General features: G+C 40.5%; 17 protein-coding genes. 15 read left to right on the top strand and 2 right to left on the bottom strand.

Features of this window, described 5'->3' with window-relative positions:
- The first annotated feature begins 335 nt into the window (after positions 1–335).
- From Q0A12_RS14600 to Q0A12_RS14570, 7 genes are all read left to right on the top strand, one after another.
- The gene (locus Q0A12_RS14600) at positions 336–752 is read left to right on the top strand and encodes a PTS fructose transporter subunit IIA (protein WP_228159256.1); all 417 of its coding nucleotides are present in this window, start codon (positions 336–338) and stop codon (positions 750–752) included.
- Positions 749–1,219: a PTS sugar transporter subunit IIB gene (locus Q0A12_RS14595; protein ID WP_291293356.1), complete on the top strand. Its 471-nt coding sequence runs from the start codon at positions 749–751 to the stop codon at positions 1,217–1,219. The genes Q0A12_RS14600 and Q0A12_RS14595 overlap by 4 nt, the downstream gene beginning before the upstream one ends.
- Before the next feature lie 12 nt (positions 1,220–1,231).
- Positions 1,232–1,999 carry a PTS sugar transporter subunit IIC gene (locus Q0A12_RS14590; protein ID WP_291293355.1) on the top strand — a complete coding sequence of 256 codons (768 nt, stop codon included), beginning with the start codon at positions 1,232–1,234 and terminating at the stop codon, positions 1,997–1,999.
- A gap of 12 nt (positions 2,000–2,011) precedes the next feature.
- Entirely contained in the window at positions 2,012–2,824 is an 813-nt protein-coding gene (locus Q0A12_RS14585) for a PTS system mannose/fructose/sorbose family transporter subunit IID (RefSeq protein WP_060813856.1), read from the top strand.
- A 45-nt stretch (positions 2,825–2,869) separates the two neighbouring features.
- Positions 2,870–3,844 carry an SIS domain-containing protein gene (locus Q0A12_RS14580; protein ID WP_291293363.1) on the top strand — a complete coding sequence of 325 codons (975 nt, stop codon included), beginning with the start codon at positions 2,870–2,872 and terminating at the stop codon, positions 3,842–3,844.
- A gap of 369 nt (positions 3,845–4,213) precedes the next feature.
- Positions 4,214–6,940 carry a sigma 54-interacting transcriptional regulator gene (locus Q0A12_RS14575; protein WP_291293354.1) on the top strand — a complete coding sequence of 909 codons (2,727 nt, stop codon included), beginning with the start codon at positions 4,214–4,216 and terminating at the stop codon, positions 6,938–6,940.
- Between the two features lie 10 nt (positions 6,941–6,950).
- The gene (locus Q0A12_RS14570; protein ID WP_291293353.1) at positions 6,951–7,604 is read left to right on the top strand and encodes an HAD family phosphatase; all 654 of its coding nucleotides are present in this window, start codon (positions 6,951–6,953) and stop codon (positions 7,602–7,604) included.
- An 89-nt stretch (positions 7,605–7,693) separates the two neighbouring features.
- Here the strand turns inward: Q0A12_RS14570 and Q0A12_RS14565 are convergent, their stop codons facing one another.
- Positions 7,694–8,689: a LacI family DNA-binding transcriptional regulator gene (locus tag Q0A12_RS14565; RefSeq protein WP_291293352.1), complete on the bottom strand. Its 996-nt coding sequence runs from the start codon at positions 8,687–8,689 to the stop codon at positions 7,694–7,696.
- A gap of 179 nt (positions 8,690–8,868) precedes the next feature.
- On the opposite strand from Q0A12_RS14565, the gene Q0A12_RS14560 reads away from it, so the two are divergent.
- From Q0A12_RS14560 to Q0A12_RS14530, 7 genes are read left to right on the top strand one after another with little or no spacing between them, the layout of a single operon-like run.
- A complete protein-coding gene (locus tag Q0A12_RS14560) occupies positions 8,869–10,191 on the top strand; it encodes an ABC transporter substrate-binding protein (protein ID WP_291293351.1) in 1,323 nt (440 codons plus the stop codon).
- Positions 10,188–11,063 carry a sugar ABC transporter permease gene (locus Q0A12_RS14555; protein ID WP_291293350.1) on the top strand — a complete coding sequence of 292 codons (876 nt, stop codon included), beginning with the start codon at positions 10,188–10,190 and terminating at the stop codon, positions 11,061–11,063. The genes Q0A12_RS14560 and Q0A12_RS14555 overlap by 4 nt, the downstream gene beginning before the upstream one ends.
- Complete coding sequence (locus Q0A12_RS14550; RefSeq protein WP_291293349.1) at positions 11,050–11,886, top strand: carbohydrate ABC transporter permease; 837 nt, start codon at positions 11,050–11,052, stop codon at positions 11,884–11,886. Before Q0A12_RS14555 ends, Q0A12_RS14550 begins: the two co-directional genes overlap by 14 nt.
- A 12-nt stretch (positions 11,887–11,898) precedes the next feature.
- On the top strand, positions 11,899–13,407 hold the full coding sequence (locus Q0A12_RS14545; RefSeq protein ID WP_291293348.1) for an alpha-amylase family glycosyl hydrolase: 1,509 nt from the start codon (positions 11,899–11,901) through the stop codon (positions 13,405–13,407).
- Positions 13,404–14,309 carry a DUF1861 family protein gene (locus Q0A12_RS14540; RefSeq protein ID WP_291293347.1) on the top strand — a complete coding sequence of 302 codons (906 nt, stop codon included), beginning with the start codon at positions 13,404–13,406 and terminating at the stop codon, positions 14,307–14,309. Before Q0A12_RS14545 ends, Q0A12_RS14540 begins: the two co-directional genes overlap by 4 nt.
- Positions 14,310–14,320: 11 nt before the next feature.
- Positions 14,321–15,388 (top strand): glycoside hydrolase family 130 protein, encoded by a 1,068-nt coding sequence (locus Q0A12_RS14535; RefSeq protein ID WP_291293346.1) that lies wholly within the window; start codon positions 14,321–14,323, stop codon positions 15,386–15,388.
- Positions 15,385–17,088 (top strand): phospho-sugar mutase, encoded by a 1,704-nt coding sequence (locus Q0A12_RS14530; protein ID WP_291293345.1) that lies wholly within the window; start codon positions 15,385–15,387, stop codon positions 17,086–17,088. The genes Q0A12_RS14535 and Q0A12_RS14530 overlap by 4 nt, the downstream gene beginning before the upstream one ends.
- A gap of 121 nt (positions 17,089–17,209) precedes the next feature.
- Here Q0A12_RS14530 and Q0A12_RS14525 read toward each other — a convergent pair whose 3' ends face one another.
- Positions 17,210–18,802 (bottom strand): ABC transporter ATP-binding protein, encoded by a 1,593-nt coding sequence (locus Q0A12_RS14525; RefSeq protein WP_291293344.1) that lies wholly within the window; start codon positions 18,800–18,802, stop codon positions 17,210–17,212.
- Between the two features lie 247 nt (positions 18,803–19,049).
- Between Q0A12_RS14525 and Q0A12_RS14520 the strand changes: the two genes are divergently transcribed.
- Entirely contained in the window at positions 19,050–19,913 is an 864-nt protein-coding gene (locus Q0A12_RS14520; protein ID WP_291293343.1) for a helix-turn-helix transcriptional regulator, read from the top strand.
- Positions 19,914–20,180 lie beyond the last annotated feature (267 nt).

Genomic DNA, 20,180 nt, shown 5'->3' with positions numbered 1-20,180 from the left:
TAGCGAAGTATTCTGTTTGATAGTCAATGACACAACATTTATCTTTTAAGAAAAGCGTCTAGACAATGATTTGCTTGTCTAGACGCTTATTTTTGGTTTAGTAGCTTATCAGCGGTTGGTTTGGCATCAAGCCTGTACAGCAAGAGTTTTAGTAGACTAGGACTTCCTTCTAATGTTCCAGCCAACACTCCCAGCCAACACTCCCAGCCAACACTCTCTCAGCACGCTTTTTCTCAGTGTTGAGTGCTGGCAGGATCCTTGCTATGACAGCGTTTTAGAAAGTTGGCACGCCTTTTGCTTATAGATAGGTGTAAACAGACAGGAGGGTTAATGATATGGCAACAATCATTCTAGCAAGCCATGGAGAGTTATCTCAAGGATTAAAACAGACTGCTGCAATGATTATAGGAGATCATTCGAACATTTATGCATTATCTGCTTTTCGAGACGAAGATCAACCGATGACAGAGCAAATTCAGAATATATTAGCCAAAGTAGACTTGGCAGACACGTATATTCTTACAGATATTCTTGGGGGGAGTGTCAACAACGATCTGCTGGGAGTCGTTCAAGAGCATCCCGATTTGGAATTGATCACTGGGATGAATCTTCCATTGGTGATCACGCTTGCTACACAAGTCAACCGAGTCTCGCAAGAAGAATTAGCAGCTATTATTCAGGAAAGTCAGCGATCTATTGTGAATTGCAAGAAATTACTAATCGAAGCAACAGCAGAGGAGGATGAATTATGATCAAATTAGTACGGATCGACCATCGCTTGTTACATGGTCAGGTTGTTTTTTCTTGGAGTAAGTTTTTTAATATCAACCGCATTATTGTCGCAAACGATGAAGCTGCCAATGATGAATTCAAGAAGATGTCGTTGAATCTTTCCAAACCGGCGGGCATCAAGCTGACGATTTTAGCAACGGATCAACTGATCGCTAAAATGCCTAAGATCGAACAACTCGCCGAAAACATCATGATCATTTTTGGGAATACCCATGAGACACGGCGATTTATCGAAGCATATCCTAAAGTCAAAGAGATCAATTATGGCGGAATCATCAAAAAAACCGGCTCAAAGCAATACAGCAATGCCATTTTTTTGACTGATGCGGAAGCAGAAGATGCGCGCAAAATGAAAGATTTGGGGATTATGCAATACATGCAGCAGGTACCAACCTCTAAGAAAGAGGATTTAAATACAATGCTATAAAGGAGGAAAAAAATGCTCATTCGGTCGATTGTATTAGGTTTAATTGGTGTTTTTTGTATTTTGGATTCACGGCTGTTGGGAAGGTTGAACTTTGAGCGACCTTTGATCGTTAGTACATTAGTTGGTCTAGCGTTAGGAGATTTGGAAAAAGGGTTGATCGTTGGTGCCTCATTGGAATTGATGTCTTTGGGACTTGTCAATATTGGGGCGGCAGCACCACCGGACATGAATATGGCGTCGATCATTGCAACATCGTTTGCCATTTTATCAAATGCCAATGCAGAGGCTGCATTGACGATTGCGATTCCAATCTCTGTTTTAGGTCAAATGCTCGGGATTCTCATGCGAACGATTTTATCGAATTTGACACACGCGGCAGACAAATTTATTGAGCAAGGGAAATTTAATCAAGCCCGAAGGATTCACATCTTCTATGGGACGGGCTTATATGCACTGATGTATTTCATTCCGATATTCATGGCCATTTACTTTGGCACGAACTTAGTCACACAAGTCGTTGAGGCTATTCCGCAATGGCTGACAGATGGCTTGACGGTGGCTAGTAAGATCTTGCCAGCTTATGGGTTTGCGTTGTTGCTGCAAACGATGTTGACAAAAAAGATGGTCGCATTTCTATTTCTAGGGTTCTTGATCACGGCTTATTCTGGTTTAAGTGTGACTGGAGTCGCGGCCTTTGCTTGTATTGTGGCTTTTGTCATGGTCCAAGTTGGAAATCGAGCAGGCAAGCCGCAAGCCCCAGATCCATTAGATGACTTATAAGGAGGTTCATTCATGAAAAAGAAAGATCCAAATGCATGGAAATATCGTCAGTTTTTCTGGCGTTCATGGGCGATTCAAGCGTCTTGGAACTATGAAAGACAGATGAATATGGGCTTTATGTATGGCATCGCACCGATTTTGGATGCCATCTATAAGAATCCTGAAGATGAGCAAAGAAAAAAAGAGGCCTACGAGCGGCACATGATGTACTACAACTGTACGCCGCAAACAAGTGCCTTTGTTCTGGGATTAGCTTCATCGATGGAAGAACAATATTACGAAGATCCAGTTAGTTTCAATCCGGAATCCATCAGTGCGGTGAAGACTTCTTTGATGGGACCTTTATCAGGGGTGGGCGATTCCTTCTTTCAAGGAACCATTCGCGTATTGGCATTTGGTCTAGGAATCAATTTGGCCCAACAAGGCAGTATCTTGGGCCCAATCTTAGCCATGATTGTTTCCTTCTTGCCATCCTTTTTTGTGACTTATTATGGGGGCAAGATCGGCTATACCATGGGAAACAAGTATTTGGCCAAGCTTTATCAAGAAGGCTTGATGGACAAGGTGATGTACATTTGTTCCATTGTAGGATTGATGGTGATTGGCTCCATGATCGCCAGTATGATCGGGATCACGACACCGATTCAAATGAGTGAGGCATTCGTGCTACAGGATGTCTTAGATAATGTCATGCCTCAGATTCTGCCATTAGGCATCACGTTCTTGATGTATTGGCTGTTGCAGAAAAAAGTGAAAACCGGGTGGATGTTAGCAATCTGTTTGATCGGTGGGATCGTGATGAGTCTTTTAGGAATACTTGCATAAGTGAACCAACCATTTATGGTTTATGGTTAAAAATTTAAAGGAGGAATTCATTCAATGAATCCAAAACAAATTGTCAAAGAAATTGTCAAAGAAAAAGAGGTAAAATCGATTGTCTTCGTTGGCTGCGGCGCCTCTAAAGCAGACCTATATCCCGCTAAGTATTTTCTCGACCAAAATGCGAAGCAATTACGGATCAGTCACTATACAGCCAACGAATTCAATCATGCGACACCTGCTTCCCTTGATGAAACGACTGTCGTTATTTCAGCTTCTTTAGGAGGTACGACTCCTGAAACCGTTGAAGCAAATGCAGTTGCGAAAGAAAAAGGTGCCACTGTCATTAGTTTAACACGAAGCGTAGATTCACCGTTAACAAAAGATGCAGATTATGTTATCTACCATCGCTTTGCAGAAAATTATGCCGCAAAACTGGAGAAGACCGGCTTCTGTTTGGAATTGGCAGTTGAATTGCTTAATCAAATCGAAGGCTATGAACACTATGATGCTATGATGGCAGGTTTTGCTACTATCTATGATCTATCACAAAAGAGTGCCGAATCTGCGCGTAAGCAAGCAAAAGCTTTCGCCCAACGCTTCAAAGATGAGCAAGTCATTTATGTGATGAGTAGCGGTGCGACCCATGAAGTGGCTTATTCCACGTCGATTTGTTTGCTGATGGAAATGCAATGGATCCATTCAGGTACATTCCATTCTGGTGAATTTTTCCATGGACCTTTCGAGATCGTGGACAAAGATGTACCGTTTATCTTATTGATGAATGATGGAAAAACCAGAGAGATCGATGCGCGGGCATTAACCTTCTTAGAACGCTTTGATACGAAAACAGAAGTGGTCGATGCTTTAGACTATGGCTTATCGGCTCATATCAGCAAAGAAGTGCTTGATTACTTCAACCCCTTTGTGATCACTGCTGTGTTCAGAGTTTATGCAGAAGAACTTTCTGAAGCAAGAGAACATCCTTTGACGAAAAGACGTTACATGTGGAAACTAACTTACTAATAAAGAACTTACTAAAAAACGGTGATTGAAGTCAACAACCGACGAACTGTTCCCAACAATCGCAAAGATGGAGGCCTCTCGTGACAGTGTCGCGAGAGGATTTGTTGGAATAGTACCATCCCTCCTGCGATTTTTCTTTGATTCGGAGAGTCGGTACAAATCTCCTTGTTGTGTCGCTGATGAGGCAGGTTCTTTGCATCGATATTTATCGGAAAACTATTTTGTAGTCAGAAATAGCAGCGGGATTCGTGTGATAATGATCTGCTATTTTAGGAGAAATCGCTTGGTTTTTCTCAGATCAAAGCCTCAAGATAAGGTAAAATAAATGGATCTTGGAAAGAGCGTAAATTCAATGAGGGAGTGGCAAATATGAAGACGTTAAACAATTATTTATTTGAGTTGACTTCAAAAATTGAAGAAATTGATGCGGCTTGTTTCTCGGCAAATAAGATTGCCAGTGCAATGAATCTGAATCGCAGTACAGTCAGCAGCTACCTGAATGAAGGCGTGCGGCAAGGCGAATTGATCAAAGTCAAAACGTATCCTGTCTTATTTTTACATAGAAAAGGCTTAGAAGATCAAGGCTATGTCCTCTCTAAGAGTGAGTATGACTCCCTTGATTTTCTAAAAAAAGACGTCCTTGAATCTGTTTTTCAAAAAGTGATTGGTGCGACGGGAAGTTTAAAAGAGAGCATTGATCAAATAAAAACAGCGGTACTTTATCCAAATCAGGGATTGCCATTGCTGTTAGTAGGTGCCAGCGGTTCAGGAAAGACCTTTTTGGCGAGTAAAATCTATGCCTATGCGTTGGAAGAACACGTCTTGCAGCCGAAAAGTCCCTACATTGCCTATAATTGTGCCCAGTATTTTAACAATCCGGAATTGCTGTCTGCTGCGCTCTTTGGCTATACCAAAGGGGCTTTCACGGGGGCCAATGAGCACCATAGCGGCCTACTTGAAAAAGCGGATGGCGGGATTCTCTTTTTGGATGAAGTCCATCGGTTATCAGAAGAAGGACAGGAGAAACTATTCACCTTTATGGACACGGGGGAGTATTCTCCGATGGGAGATAACAGTGTCCGTCGAAAAGCCAATGTCCGGCTGATTTTTGCGACGACAGAGAACATTTACACCACTTTTTTGCCCACCTTTCTGCGAAGGCTGCCGGTGATCGTTACTTTGCCTACCTTTCAACAACGCCCTTTGTCAGAAAGACTAGCGCTGATTGATGAATTTTTCCTGAATGAGAGCAAAATCTTAGATCGGAATCTGACCGTTTCTGATCAATTGATCGATTTTTTGATGAACAGTGATTTTGATGGCAACGTGGGCAATATCAAGAATATCATTAAGTATGCTTGCGGCAATGCCTATGTCCATCAGAAACAGAAGCCCGCGATCCAGATCAAATTATTGGATATGCCGATCGAATACAGCAGCAAATTCAAAGAAAATTTTACAAAACCTCGAAAAAATTCCGGCGATCGGCACTATTCACCTAAGGATAAGAACAAAAATCTTTTAAGTACGAACGGCAACGATCTGCTGATCCAATTTTTTGATGAGATGTTTCTAGAATTTGCTGAAGTGGTCAATGACAACAAAAACTTCAAAGAGTACATGAATCGGCTATCGAAGAAAGTGACCCGCATAATGGATGCGTTTATTTTTCAAGAGTCCTATGATGAGGAACACTCGATTTATTCGGTATTGGCGTATCATATCCGACAAACTATCGATTTTCTCCATGACAGCTATGGCTTTGAGCAAGACGGCAATCGTGTGATCACATTGGCAAACTATCTCTATATCAAAGGCAATTATGCCTATTTTGATGATCGAAAAGACAATATGGCATTGAAAGAGACATTCCACGAGTTTTTAAAAAACATTGCCGAGACACCTTACCTTTACGCGAAAAGGATCTTGTACCACTTGTCCCAAAATCTAGACTTGAAAGTCGAAGAAGAGGATATCTATTTTATGACGATCTTCTTTTATAGCTTGAATAGTGCGACGGTTCAAACCGGCGTCAAAAGTGTGGTCTTGGCTCACGGATATTCGACTGCTAGCAGTTTGGCGAATGTGGCCAATCGAATATTGGGGAAAAATGTCTTTCAAGCCTATGATATGCCCATCGATATTTCATTGCGTAAAATAGAAGCACAGATCCTTCGTTATATTAGCGAGAACCGCACCGATCATGGTTTGATTTTATTAGTCGATATGGGCTCTCTCAATCAGTTGGGCGAATCGTTGAAAAAACAGCTGAAAGGACCATTACTGATTATTGACCATGTGAACACCCCCTTATTATTGGAAGTGGGGCAGGCCGTATTGTCAGGAAACAGTTTGACAGAAATCAATGAGAAAATCCAAACGCAGTTTGCGATTCAGAAGCAATTAGTCCTTCCGGTAGTCAAGAAGAAAAAAGCCATCATCACTTGCTGCTACACAGGGATCGGCAGTGCACGACAGATTCAAGAAATCTTGATTCGCTGCTTGGGAGAAAAAGCTGAGGAACTAGAGATCATTCCCTATGATTATAAAAAATTATTTGAGAATAAAAACTATGAGATTCCCTTTCAACTCTATGATGTACTAATGATCGTTGGCACAGAGAATCCGCAGATTCCCAATATTCCTTATATTGGCTTAGATTGTTTGATCAATGGGGAGGCGATTGGGACCTTTATCAATTGCCTCTATGGCAATTTTGAAATTGAAGAGGAGACGCTAAAAGAAGATCTGATCTTTAATTTTTCCCTCAGTAAAATCGTTGAGAACTTGACGATCTTAGATGCCGATAAAGTATTGACGTCGGTCCAATCGGCAATCAGTGAGATCGAGAAACTAAGAACACAGAAATTTTCAAATAATCAACTGTTTCTCTTGTATTTACACTGCTGTTGTATGATCGAACGTATTTTACGCAAAGAGTCTGTCGATGAACAAGAAGATCTGGCGGCTTATAAAAAAGAACATAAAAAACAAATGGAGTTGATTCATTTGGCATTCAGTAGTATCGAGAAAGAATATACGATCCAAGTCCCTGATTTGGAAGTGCGCTTGCTGAACGATATTATCGAAGGATAGGAGTAAAGGTATGCAAAAAGGAATTATTTTTGATATGGATGGAGTGCTGATCGATAGTGAAGTCTATTATTTCAACCGTAGGATGAATTTCTTTGCGGAAGTACAGCTTTCACCAGGATCACGGTCGATCAATGATTATGTGGGAAAGACAGAAGCAGAGATTTGGCAGACGCTGGTTCCAGCTAATCCCTCTTTGAGAGCGGAGTTGAAAACAACTTATCGCACTTATCAAAAGCAGCATCCCATTGATTTTGAACAAGCGTTAAGAAAAGAAGTAAAACCGGTTCTTAAAAAATTATCAGCTGCTGGCATTCGCATGGCTCTTGCTTCTTCTTCTCCGCGGCAGATGATTGACGAGATGTTGACCGTCTGCCAGCTGCAGTCTTATTTCTGTTATGTGATCAGTGGGGAAGAGCTGACTCAAAGCAAACCTCACCCAGAGATCTATCAATTGGCACAAAGCCATATAGGCTGCGAGAAAACTGTAGCAGTAGAGGATTCAACAATCGGCATCCAATCTGCCAAAGCAGCTGGTATTTATACGATTGCGTTGAAGCAGCCCTTTGATGTTGATCAGAGTCAGGCGGATCAGTGTATCGAAGACTTGAGTCAATTGTTACCTTTATTCATTAATAAAAGCAATTACAATCCCTTTTTACAGTAGAATTCATAGCTATGCACTTATGTATGGTAAATCCTTTAAAGAGTGGGACAATATCAGAAAAAATCTGAATATTGTCCTACTTTTTTTGTTTAATTTTCCTTAATAAGCCGCACGGATTCTCGAATATTCAACTGTGGAAGGATTTGGTGATGAATGATTGGTTCCTGCGGATGCGCGATACGATGGACCAGTGTTCGGACTGCTAACTGTCCCATAAATTGGAGATCAGTCGCAATATTCGTCAGTTGTGGAATAGCCATCCGAGTAAATTCGGTTTCGTCAAAACAAATAACGCTGATATCTTCTGGAATCGTGTAGCCAGAAGATTGAAGATAACTATTTAACATAAAAGCTAGCCCAGAATTTACGCAGAACCAAGCATCAGGCATTTGGTTTATATTCTTTAAGCTGCTAAATAAAGCGCCTTGTGATTCTTCAATTTCAGTGATTTCAATCGTAGGATCGTTTGTTAGATGGTGTTCTCGCAATGCCCGTTGATACCCGCGATAACGCTCAAGATAGCTGGGAGAGAATGCCGTATCACCAATAAAGCCAATTCGCTTCATTCCATTTTCGATCAGAAGCGAGATAGCTTGAAAGGTTCCATCAGTATTTTTGGTCAAGATGGCGTCAGCTGCTAGAGAAGGATCATGATGATCAATCAATGTAACAGGGATCCCAGTATCGATTACTTTTTTTATATAGTCATTTTTACTATGGGAAAGGACCAAAACACCGTCATACTTTTTTAGGTTTGGCGGAAGTTTCAAACGAAGTAAGTCATCCTCTGTAATGGTATAAGTATCAAGTTTGATTGCGGATGTTTGTGCTTCATTTTCTGCACTCTTAACGATTTCACCAAAAAAACTCGTTTGTGAGAAAGCAAATTCGGTAGCTATCAATAAGAATGACCTATTGGTCGCTTCGCTCATCGTTTGATAACGATAGCCTAATTCATCTGCTTTTTTTTTAACGAGTAACTTGGTTTGTTGGCTAACACCTGGCTTGTTTCTCAATGCCTGAGAGACAGAATTTTTTGAGATGCCCAATGCATCGGCAATATCTTGCATAGAGGCTTTTTTCATGTTTTCACCTAATTTCTCCTAGTCTTATATTGATTATACCATAATGTTACAAAATTAATAGTCTGAAATAATTACAAATGTCATGTTGTAATTATAATTACGTCATGTTGACAATGAAGATGACAGGTGGTATGATGACGGTGTAAAAAGAAAATGCTTACTATTTAGGAGGAATAATCATGAAAATGAAAAAAATGCTTTTTGGTATTGCTGCGGTAATGGCAGGAACTGTTTTAATTGCTGGGTGTAGTAATCAATCAAAAGAAAGCGGTTCCGGGGCGTCTGATGGGAAAACGAAGATTACTTTTTGGGCTGCGCCCAATCCGACACAATTAAAGTATTGGAAGGAGATGGCCGCAGATTTTGAGAAGCAAAACGAAAACATTACAGTAGAAGTCTCTCAAATGAAAGAGAGTCCTTCTTCGGAAGCAACGATTCAAAGTGCGATTGCTTCTAACACCGCACCAACCCTATCTGAAAATATCAATCGTAGTTTTGCTGCCCAGTTGGCTGCTAGCCAGGCTATTTTACCATTAGAAAAACAGGATTCTTTCGATACGATCGTCAAAGCTCGTAATATGAGTCAAACCATCGATAGCTGGAAATTCTCTGATGGCAGTCAATACGTTTTACCTGTTTACTCAAATCCGATTTTGTTTGGTTGGCGATTAGATAGTTTAAAAGAGTTAGGTTTTGATGAAGCCCCAAAAACCTATTCGGAATTATTGAAAGTGGTCGACAAACTTAAAGGGACGGATAAAGCACTTTGGGCGAAAAAAGACTTAGCGGATCCAACTGCTTGGATGCGTTGGTTTGACTTCTTCCCACTGTACAATGCTGCCAGTGAAGGTGCGAGTTTTGTCGAAAACAATCAATTCACAGCTGACGAAGCAGCCATGACAGATGTCTTTGATTTGATGCATACATTAGCTAATGCAAAAGTACTGCGCACCGGTGAAGCAACGGATCCATTTGAAAATGGGGATAGTATCATGACCGATTTGGGACCTTGGACTTTCCCTAACTGGGAAGAAAAATACCCAGAACTGAAATTTGGTGAAAACTATACGGTCACCACCCCTGTGGTACCTGATGCTTTAGCGGATGCTAAACAAGTATCTACCTATGCAGATGCCAAAGGTATCGTGATGTATGCTCAAGCAACAGAAGAAGAACAAGCGGCAGCGATGAAATTCTTGGAGTTTGTTTATTCAGATGAAAACAATGACATGAAATTACTAGAAATGACTTCGCTTATTCCAGCTCGTGATGATGCAACAGAAAATGATGCTTTCAACGCGTACTTTGAAGAAAATCCAGCGATGAAGGTTTACGCAGAAAATGTGCCTTATGCGGTTCCGGCAATGGATAACGAAAAATACAATGATATTCAGCAAGTATTTGGTGAACAAGCTTGGGTGCCAGTTGTTCGAGGTGAAAAAGATGCGAAAACAGCTGTGAACGACGCGAAGACAGCTGTTGAAGGGGCGCTTCAAAAATGAGTAAGAACACAAAATTGGGCTGGTCATTTACCAGCCCCTATCTGATTTTTACATTGATTTTCTTTCTACTTCCTTTATTTTGGTCATTTTGGCTAGCCTTAACAAGTTGGAATATGATTTCACCGACTGTTGAATTTGTCGGGTTTCAGAATTTTATTGATGCGATAAAAAGTCCAGCAATCCAATCTGCATTTGTCGTTACATATAAATTTCTGATCATTTTTGTACCAATGGCGTTGGTTCTTTCGATGGTGATTGCGTTATTAGTTAATAGCCTGCCAAAGCTAAAGGGATTATACATGGTTGCTTTCTTTTTACCTTATCTGTCAAGCGGGGTGGTTACATCCTTGATCGTCAAAGGATTGCTTTCCTACAATGGTCCTTTTAATACCTTCTTACGAGTGAAACTAGGCTGGGATATTGACTGGTTAGGTAATCCCCATGCGGCGATCATCATCGTTTCTCTAATGATTGCTTGGAAAATGTCCGGTTATTATGCGCTGATCCTAATTTCAGGATTAGGAAATATCAACAAAGAAGTTTATGAAGCAGCGGCAATCGATGGTGCAAGTCCTTGGACTAGATTTTGGAAAATCACCTTTCCTATGCTGTACCCAGCATTCTTTACGGTGACAGTGCTGGCGGTGGGTATCAGCTTTGGCATTTTTACGGAAGTCTACCAGTTAACAGGAGGCGGACCAAACTTTGCGACCAATACGTGGCAAATGGAAATCTATAATCAAGCCTTTGTCAATCTGAAATCCGGCTATGCGTCTGCAGTTGCACTAATGGCTTCGGTGGTTACTTTTGCATCTATTGGCGTTATTCGAAAGCTATTAGAAAAATGGGGTGAAAAAAATGGTTGGCAATAAACGAACGAAGGGAAAAACTAGTGTTCTATATCTGGTAACAACCCTTGTGATGCTTCTCATGACTTTTCCGTTTGTCTATCTTGTTCTGCATTCTTTTGCTGCGTGGGATCAAGTGGATCGAAAAATCATCCCGACAACGTTTAGTTTGCGGTCTTGGACATGGCTGTTTGGCGGCTCTGCTACTTCAGCAGATGTTCCTTGGATCGGTGCATTCGTGAATACAACGATCGTAGCTACGATTGCAACTTTTCTAATGATGATCTTTGCATTGATGGTGGGTTATGCTCTTGCCAAAATTGAATTTAAAGGGAAGAAATTCGTGAATAGCTTTATTCTATTTCAAATGTTTTTCCCGGCAATCATTTTACTGATCCCGCAGTTTTTAATGGTAACCAAAGTAGGATTATTGGATTCCTATGCTGGGATGATCATTCCGACAGCAATTAGTCTATGGGCCATTTTTATGTATACCAACTTTTTCAAAGCCATTCCCGATGCATTGATCGAGGCTGCAAAACTGGACGGAGCAACCGAAATGCAAGTGTTATTCAAAGTAGTACTGCCAATGTCTAAGTCGATCACCACTGTGATTTTTCTTTTCCTATTTACGGATCGATGGACAAACCTGCTTTGGGATATGATCGTTTCAAAGAGTGATGCTACGGTTACCCTGAATGTATTGATTTCTCAAATGTTTGGGCCTTATGGAACCTATCCGGGACCAATGTATGCGGCCTCTGTGTTGCTTACTTTACCATTGATCATTTTGTTTTTGATTTTTTCAAAACGATTCCAAGACGGGATGCAGTTTACACTGAAGTAAGGAGTCCGAATAATGTGGTGGGAAAATGCTGTTTTTTATGAAATTTACATTGCCTCTTTTGCAGATAGTGACGGGGATGGCATAGGGGATATCAATGGTATTCGCGAAAAATTGTCCTATTTAAAAGAACTCGGTGTTGATGCCCTCTGGCTGACACCCTTTTATCCGTCACCGAAAGTCGACAATGGGTACGATGTCTCTGATTACTGTGGGGTTGATCCTCAGTATGGTACTTTGGAAGCTTTTGATCTACTTGTGGAAGAAGCCCATCAGTTAGAAATGAGAATCATCATTGATGTCGTATTTAATCATACCTCTACCAAGCATCCTTGGTTCATCGAATCAGCAAGTGATAAAGAACATCCGAAGCGAGATTGGTATATTTGGCGAGATCAGCCTAACAACTGGGAAAGTTTTTTTGGCGGTTCTGCTTGGAAATATGATGCTGCAACGACTCAATATTATTACCATAGTTTTGCCGAAGAACAAGCAGATTTGAATTGGCAGAATCCAGAAGTGAAACAAGCTGTTTTTGATGTCTTGGGATTTTGGTTAGCCAGAGGTGTCGATGGGTTCCGTTTTGATGTCATCAATAATCTGACGGTCAGTCATCAATTTTCTGATAATCCACTGGGAAAAGATGGGAAACAAGATCATTGCAATGATGTGAATCAGCCGGGAATTAAACGCGTGTTAAAGGAATTAAATCACTGGATCAAAGCAGTCGATCCGTCAATTTTTACAGTGGCTGAAATCAGCTCGGATCAACTAGCATTGATCAACAGTTATACAGAAGATGGATTGTTCGATACCGCATTTCATTTTAATTTAGGTAGCATGGAAGCATTGGACCTTGAGAAACTAACCAGAGATTTTAAAGAAATGAGTCAACAACAGAAAATGCCTACGCTGTTCTTTAATAGTCACGATATGAGCCGTTCATGGCATCGACTTGCAAAGGAAGATCGGGACCTTTATCGGTTATTGACAGTGTTTCTTTTGATCAATCGTGGTATTCCCTTTTTATTTCAAGGAGAAGAACAAGGTGCCGCTGATTATTTGCCTCAGCGGCTAGCGGATATCAGAGATATTCAAGCAAAAAATAAGTACCAAGAAGAACTGATTTCAAGAGGAGAGTCACAAGCTTTAGCAATGGCCAATCAGGTGAATCGCGATCGTTCTAGGGGCATGCTCCCATGGCTATCAACTCAGCAAAGCGGCTGGATCGGATTGGCAGCGGTGAATCATGAGGCGAAGGAAATTCTGGCAGATTATCAAGAACTGATGCGATTGCGAAAAACAGAAGGGCCCTTTAGAAATATCAGAAATATTGAATTAAACGGCGAGTGCTTGAGTTATCAAACGGAAAGCCTACAAGTTATTTTGAATTTTGGTCAACCAGTCAAGCAATCGATAGAGGGAAATAGAAAGACACTTTTTGGACATGGCAGTTTAAGTGAAGATGGTCACTGGGTTCACATGCCCTCAAAGGCATGTTGGATTGGAAAGGAGTATCAATGATTTATATCAATCAGTTATTGCAAGAATATCGAAATGAGAAATCCAAAGTAGTCAAAGAAGCCACAATTTTGCGATTTAGCGGTGTGGGTGATCAAGATGTCTACAATATCACTGCCCCTTTTGAACTAGCCGGGAAAGAAGTGATGGCAGGTCGCATTGAATCAAGAGACAGTGAAGTTTCTACTGTCGGTTTGTTTGAAGAAGTTGAAACAAATACCTGGTCATTAATCGCTGATAGTATCGAACTTTCTTTACAAGATCCTTTTTATACCCGAATGGATGGACAAGTTATTCTTGGAGGGGTTGAAGTTGTTTTTCTAGCAGATGGCAAAGCGAATTGGCGTACTGTTTTTTACCATTTAACGACTCTTTCAGAAGCAAAGAAAATCTTTGAGGGGCCTTGGGGGATGAAAGACTTGCGCTTGAAACAATTAGCTTCGGGTGAAATCCTAGTGCTGACACGACCGCAAGGAACAAAAGGTGGTCGAGGGAAGATAGGCGCAACGATCGTGAAGAATCTCGATGACTTGACCATTGAAAAAATTGCAGAAGCACCCTTATTGTCTGATCAGTTCTGTGAAAGTGAATGGGGCGGCGGCAATGAAATCCATGAAATTGATGACAACATCTGGGTTTTAGGACATATTGCGAATTTCGATGATCAAGGAAATCGTCATTATTATGCGATGGTTTTCTGTTTCGAGCGAAATCAATTTGCTATGACCAAGGCAAAAATTATTGCAGAAAGAAGTAATTTTCAACAAGGGCCAACGAAACGTCCAGACTTAGAGGATGTCGTCTTTAGCGGCGGCCTTCAGATTTATGAAGATCATGTTGTGCTGTATGCCGGTATCAGTGATGCAGGTGCACAGAAAATCAAACTAGAAAATCCATTTAGATAGAGGTTAAGCAGATGAAAATAGAACGTTTTAATGAAAATCCATTGATCACCCCCGCAGATGTGAAACCATTACATGAAGGGTATGAAGTGATTGGCGCCTTTAATGGGGGAGTAGCAAAATACAACGATGAAGTTTTGCTTTTATTACGTGTGGCTGAGCGCCCAATCTCTAATGACCCTAATATTATCAAAGCACCCGTATTTGATCCAAGAACACAAACGATGGAAGAATTAACATTCCACCGAGAAGATGCAGACTATGATTTTGAAGATCCAAGAATGATTCGCAAGAAAGACAAGTTGGATAGTTTTGTCTATCTGACATCACTTTCTTATATTCGAATTGCCCGCAGTAAAGATGGGCATCATTTTACGATTGATGATGAGGCATTCTTGTATCCTTTCAACGAATACCAATCTTATGGCATCGAAGACGCTCGTTGCACGCAAATTGGGGATACTTACTATATTAACTTTAGTTCTGTCTCGCCGGTGGGTGTCTGTGATTCATTAGTAGCTACCAAGGATTTTCAATCCTATCAGGATTTAGGAAATATCTTTGCACCAGAGAACAAAGATGTGCTGATTTTTCCAGAAAAAATCAACGGACGTTATTACGCATTACACCGTCCTTCCCTGAAAAGTATTGGCAACTATGACATTTGGATCGCTTCTTCGCCAGATTTAGTTAGCTGGGGACAGCACCGGCATTTACTAGGGATTCGGGAAGATTGCTGGGACAGTGGTCGTGTAGGCGGTGGGCTAGTTCCTATTAAAACCGATGAAGGCTGGCTGATTATTTATCATGGTGCGACTCCCGAACATCGCTATTGTATGGGTGCCGCATTAGTAGACTTGCAAGACCCAACAAGAGTTATTGCTAGAAGCCAAAAACCAATCATGGAGCCAGAAGCTGATTATGAGAAGAATGGGTTCTTCGGCGATGTCGTCTTTGGCTGTGGTGGTATTCTAGCTGGTGATCAATTGACGATGTATTATGGCGTAGCAGATACTTCAATGGCTGGCTGCACCTTTTCGATAGCAGAGATTCTCAAACAATTAAAAGAGGGAGAAAAATGAATTGGCAACGAAAATATCAAGAATGGCTGGATTTTCAATCACTGGAAGAAAACTTGAAAGGCCAGCTGCTAGCTATTTCTGATCCTGCTGTGATAGAAGAACATTTTTATGACTATTTAGCTTTTGGGACAGGAGGGATGCGTGGTGAACTGGGCGTTGGTATCAATCGAATCAATGACTACACCATTAAACGGGTAGCACTTGGATTAGCTCGCTATGTTCAAAAAGCACATGCTGAACAACAAGGAGTAGTGATTTCTTTTGATAATCGACATGGTTCCAAACGATTTGCGGAATGGACCGCTCGCGTATTGGCCAGTCAAGGAATTCAGGTCTATTTATCTGACCAATTACGTCCGACCCCGCAGTTATCTTTCCTAGTTCGGCATTATAAAGCATTTGCTGGGGTCATGATCACTGCGAGTCATAATCCCAAACAATACAATGGATTTAAAGTGTACGCTTCGGATGGTGGGCAGATTACGTTAGAGACTGCCGAAAAATTGATGGGAATATTGGCAAGCATTCAAAATGAATTAATGATTGAAGCGGATGTATTGTCAGCTTATGTCGAGCAACAGTTGATTCATATTTTTGGTGAAGAAGTAGATGCGTTGTATTTAGAGCAGTTGATTCACGTGACTCAAAAATCTGAAAGAATCAGCCAATTTGGATCGCAGCTTTCATTGGTTTATACACCACTTCACGGTACTGGAAATGTATTGATACAAAAGGCCTTTCAACGCTTGGGGTTTACAAGTCTTCGGACAGTGAAAGAGCAGGTGTTACCTGATCCCGATTTTTCAACAGTCGCTTCTCCAAATCCAGAAGACCAGCAAGCATTTACCCTAGCATTGAAAGAAGCTCGTACACAGCCAACACAGCTTGTCCTAGCCACAGATCCCGACGCCGACCGTTTAGGTGTTGTTGTACTAAAGGAAGGACAGCCAGTTTTTCTAAATGGCAATCAAATTGGGGTGTTATTGCTTGATTATTTAGTTCGAGTGAAACAAATAACGAATTCTTTTATTGCGAAAACGATTGTAACATCTGATTTAGGGGCGAAAATTGCCGAAACCTATGGCATTGAAGTTAGAAATACCTTAACAGGATTTAAATTTATTGGGGAACAAATCCAATTATCAGAAGAAACAAAGGATAAAACCTTTCTTTTCGGCTACGAAGAAAGTTTTGGCTATCTAATAGCCCCATTTGTTAGGGATAAGGATGCGATTCAAGCAGCTGTTTTATTGGCTGAAACAGCACTGGACTGTTACCTTGCTGGAATTGATTTAATTGATCGCTTAAATGAAATCTATGAACGTTACGGTTATTATCAGGAGCAATTAGAAACCCAAGTTTTTCCCGGTAAAGATGGTCTATCACAAATGAATCAGCAGTTAGATCGTTTAAGAGCCCTGTCATTTTCTCATTTGGAGGATTTTGTCTTAATGGCCAAAGAAGATTTCTTGACTTCTGAACGGTGGGTAGTCGGTCAGTCAATCGAAAAAATTGCATTACCATCGTCCAATGTCCTAAAATATTTATTTACGGATGGTTCGTGGGTCTGTCTTAGACCTTCAGGTACAGAACCAAAATTTAAAATTTATTATTCCGTCAATGCGCCCAGTCACCAAGCGGCGACACAGAAGATGCAGCAGTTGCGAGCAGCTTTTCACCAGCTAATACGCTCTGAATAGAGCGACTTCCCAAAAAGTGTCCTCCAAAAATTAGGGGACACTTTTTTAGAATATTTTTTAATGACGAGAATTTTTTCTTCCATTGTGCAGGAACTGCTAGCACTTGGAAATAAGCAATCAGTCAATTTTCAGACGTTAATGGTCCGCTGACAGAGATGATTTGATCAAATTTATGAATGTTTTCTTCCAGTGGATGATGACTGACCATCACAACCGTCAACTCGTTGTCTTCCAAAAGGAGATTCTCAATGAGCAACGTATTCTTTTTATCTAATGAAGAGGTTCCTTCATCAAAGAGGATGACTGATTTTTTTTGGATAAAGGCTCTGGCTAATCCAATGCGTTGTTTTTGTCCACCGGAAAGATTGGTGCCGTTATTTTCAACTACTTTTTCAAGATCATCTACAAAATCTGCTGCAGCTTTATTTAATGCATCGGTTATTTCTGCGGTGGTGTAGTTACTCCAAAGGGAGACATTTTCTTTGTAAGAGGTGTTGAATAAATAATTATCCTGATCGATATATTGAATAAAAGAGTGGCTATCCACATCTTTCAACTGGTGACCATCCACCATTATTTTACCGGAATAACCTTCCAAATCGCCAATCAAGATTTTTAATAAAGTGCTTTTTCCGCTACCACTGTCACCTGTGAGAAGATACTTGCCCCCTTTTATTATATCCAAATTGAAATTTACTAGGATCGGGAGATTTGCATCATAGCCGAATGATAAATTTTCGATTCGTATACGATCATTGAATTCTTTTCGCACTTTTTTTGTAGAGTGAAGGATTGGCTTATCAACAAAAAATTTCTCTATAACAGGCTCTATGGATTTTAGTTCCATGGCTGATTGTCCTAATAGAGATACAGCGTTAAAGATGTTCGCTGCTAAATTGCCACTGGAACTAATGGCCCCAATCGTTGTTTGTCCAATAATCGCGAGAAAGCCTGTCACAATATCTACGATTACCTGACTCAACAAACTAGAAAAAGCAATGAGATTCATAATCTTGTGTTTTGTTTTTGCGATGGCAACTTTATTTTTAGAAAGGTCATGGGAATACTCGGTGATCTTTTTTGACATTTCTGCCAATCTATTATTGTAGCGGAAAACGTTGTAGCCTTTTAAGATATTGGCAATCCTTTTTGTATAAGAAGAATTACTAGTCGATAACTTTTGCCCAAGCGCAACCAAGACTGTCCCAAATTTATTAGGGATATAAAGAATCAAGCCCGTCAACGCAATTACCAAAACGACGAGCCAAAGGTTGAAAAGAGCCAATGCAACAATTGAAAACAAAATCAACCATCCGTTAGAAAAAAGACGATATAAACTCATCACGCCCTGCGTTTCGATTTGTGTGATATCATTTGTCAGCTTCGACACATAGCCATCAGCCGTGATTTGATTGAAGTCTGCTAAAGGGACTGTCTTGATAGAGGCTGCTTCACGTTTTCGCAATGAAATACTGATTTTTTGCAGTTCTTTCTCTTGATAAACTGAAAATAAATAGTTTGAACAGACATAAACCAGCCAGAGAACGAGAATCACTAGATCCCAAAAAAGAAATTGGGTAATATTTCTGGCAAAAATAGCATTGGTGGCAAAAGCCAATAGATAGCTTGGCAGAACGCGCAAAAAGGATAAGAGGCCTGATAGCAACAGCATTTTAAGAATATTGCTTTTATAATGTTTATAGAGTGTTTTCACTGATGATCCTCCAATCTTTTTCGGGTACAAGCGGTTAAGAAGACGCCGATTTTTCCTGTGAGAAATTTCGCTTCTATTCTTGGATGGGTGCAGTCAGGGGAGCGATTCTTCCCTTTAAAATTGCCTTTGCACAAGAGTAGATTCGCTAATAGATAGCCTCTACCTTTCCTCTTGTTGTTACTATATCAATGGTAAACGTTTCTCTGCTTCCGAAATTGTATAGTATACTATACAAAGGGGTGGTTAGATGAAAGCGTACGGACCATTGATCAAAAAAATCAGATTGTCGAAACACTGCACGCAAAAAGAAGTCTATTCAGGGGTTACTTCCCGTAGTTTTTATGCAAAATTTGAAGCAGGAGAGTACGCGATCGAAGCTTCTAAATTCAAGCGGATGTTAGAAAATATGAACATGAGTGAACCAGAATTCTTTTTCCTTTATGATAAGGAGAATCCTGCCAATAAACGAATCACGATTAGAGACGTCCTTGATAGTTACTATGACTTCAATCTGCATTCTGTCGATAAGTTATTAGTAATCCATAGGGACAATAAAACGTCAGAGATAAGCTCAGATCGGTTGATCAGCTCTGCAGCGTATGCACTGGCTTGGTCACTAAAACCCACCATCGATCACTGGCCGCTAGTGAATTTAAGAGAATACTTCACACGTCTTGAAAGTTTTTCGTTGCTGGAATTGGAATTATTCATTACAACTTTTTTTATCTTTTTTGATGACGAGCAACAAATGGAACCTTTACTGTCAAAAGCGATCGCTGCCGCAACCACTTGGCGGTCTCTTAACCCGGATTTGATTGATCGGTTAATCGGTGCATTGTATGTCAATATGATTCAATTATTGATCACAAATGATGAGTTGGAAAAGGCAGCCTGTTTAGATAAAAAATTGCTGGATTCTTTTACTGATTCAAGCTTCTCTCTGACCACGCAGCTCTACTTTACCTTTTTCAAAGCCTTTCTGGCAGAAGATCGCGAACAAGTGAAAAATATCTTATGCTTACTCAAAACGAACGATCGACAAGCGTATACCATTCTTAGGAAGATTATCCAGTCAACAGCTTTTAGAAAAATTCTTGATGTATCTTCGTAAGTAGGAGGTTTGAAGGATAGGGGAGTGAGACAAAAAACGTTGGGATCTCAATGGCCTGTTTTCATTTTATCCAGTGTAAAACGGTGGTTGCATGATCATTTTCCAAAGTGAGCGTGGGACAAAAGTAAAAAACTTTTGTCCCACGCTCTTATCACGTATAAACGGCGGGAGCAGAAGCAACTCCTTCGGAAATAAGTCGTAATACCCAAAAATTTGAAAAGCAATTTCCGTGTCTTCCTCCTTATTTCTCGGAGTTTAACACTTCTG

Origin of the sequence: Enterococcus sp., assembly GCF_022711995.1 — a bacterium.
Lineage (GTDB): Bacteria > Bacillota > Bacilli > Lactobacillales > Enterococcaceae > Enterococcus_D.
This window is presented reverse-complemented; position numbering and strand designations above follow the sequence as displayed.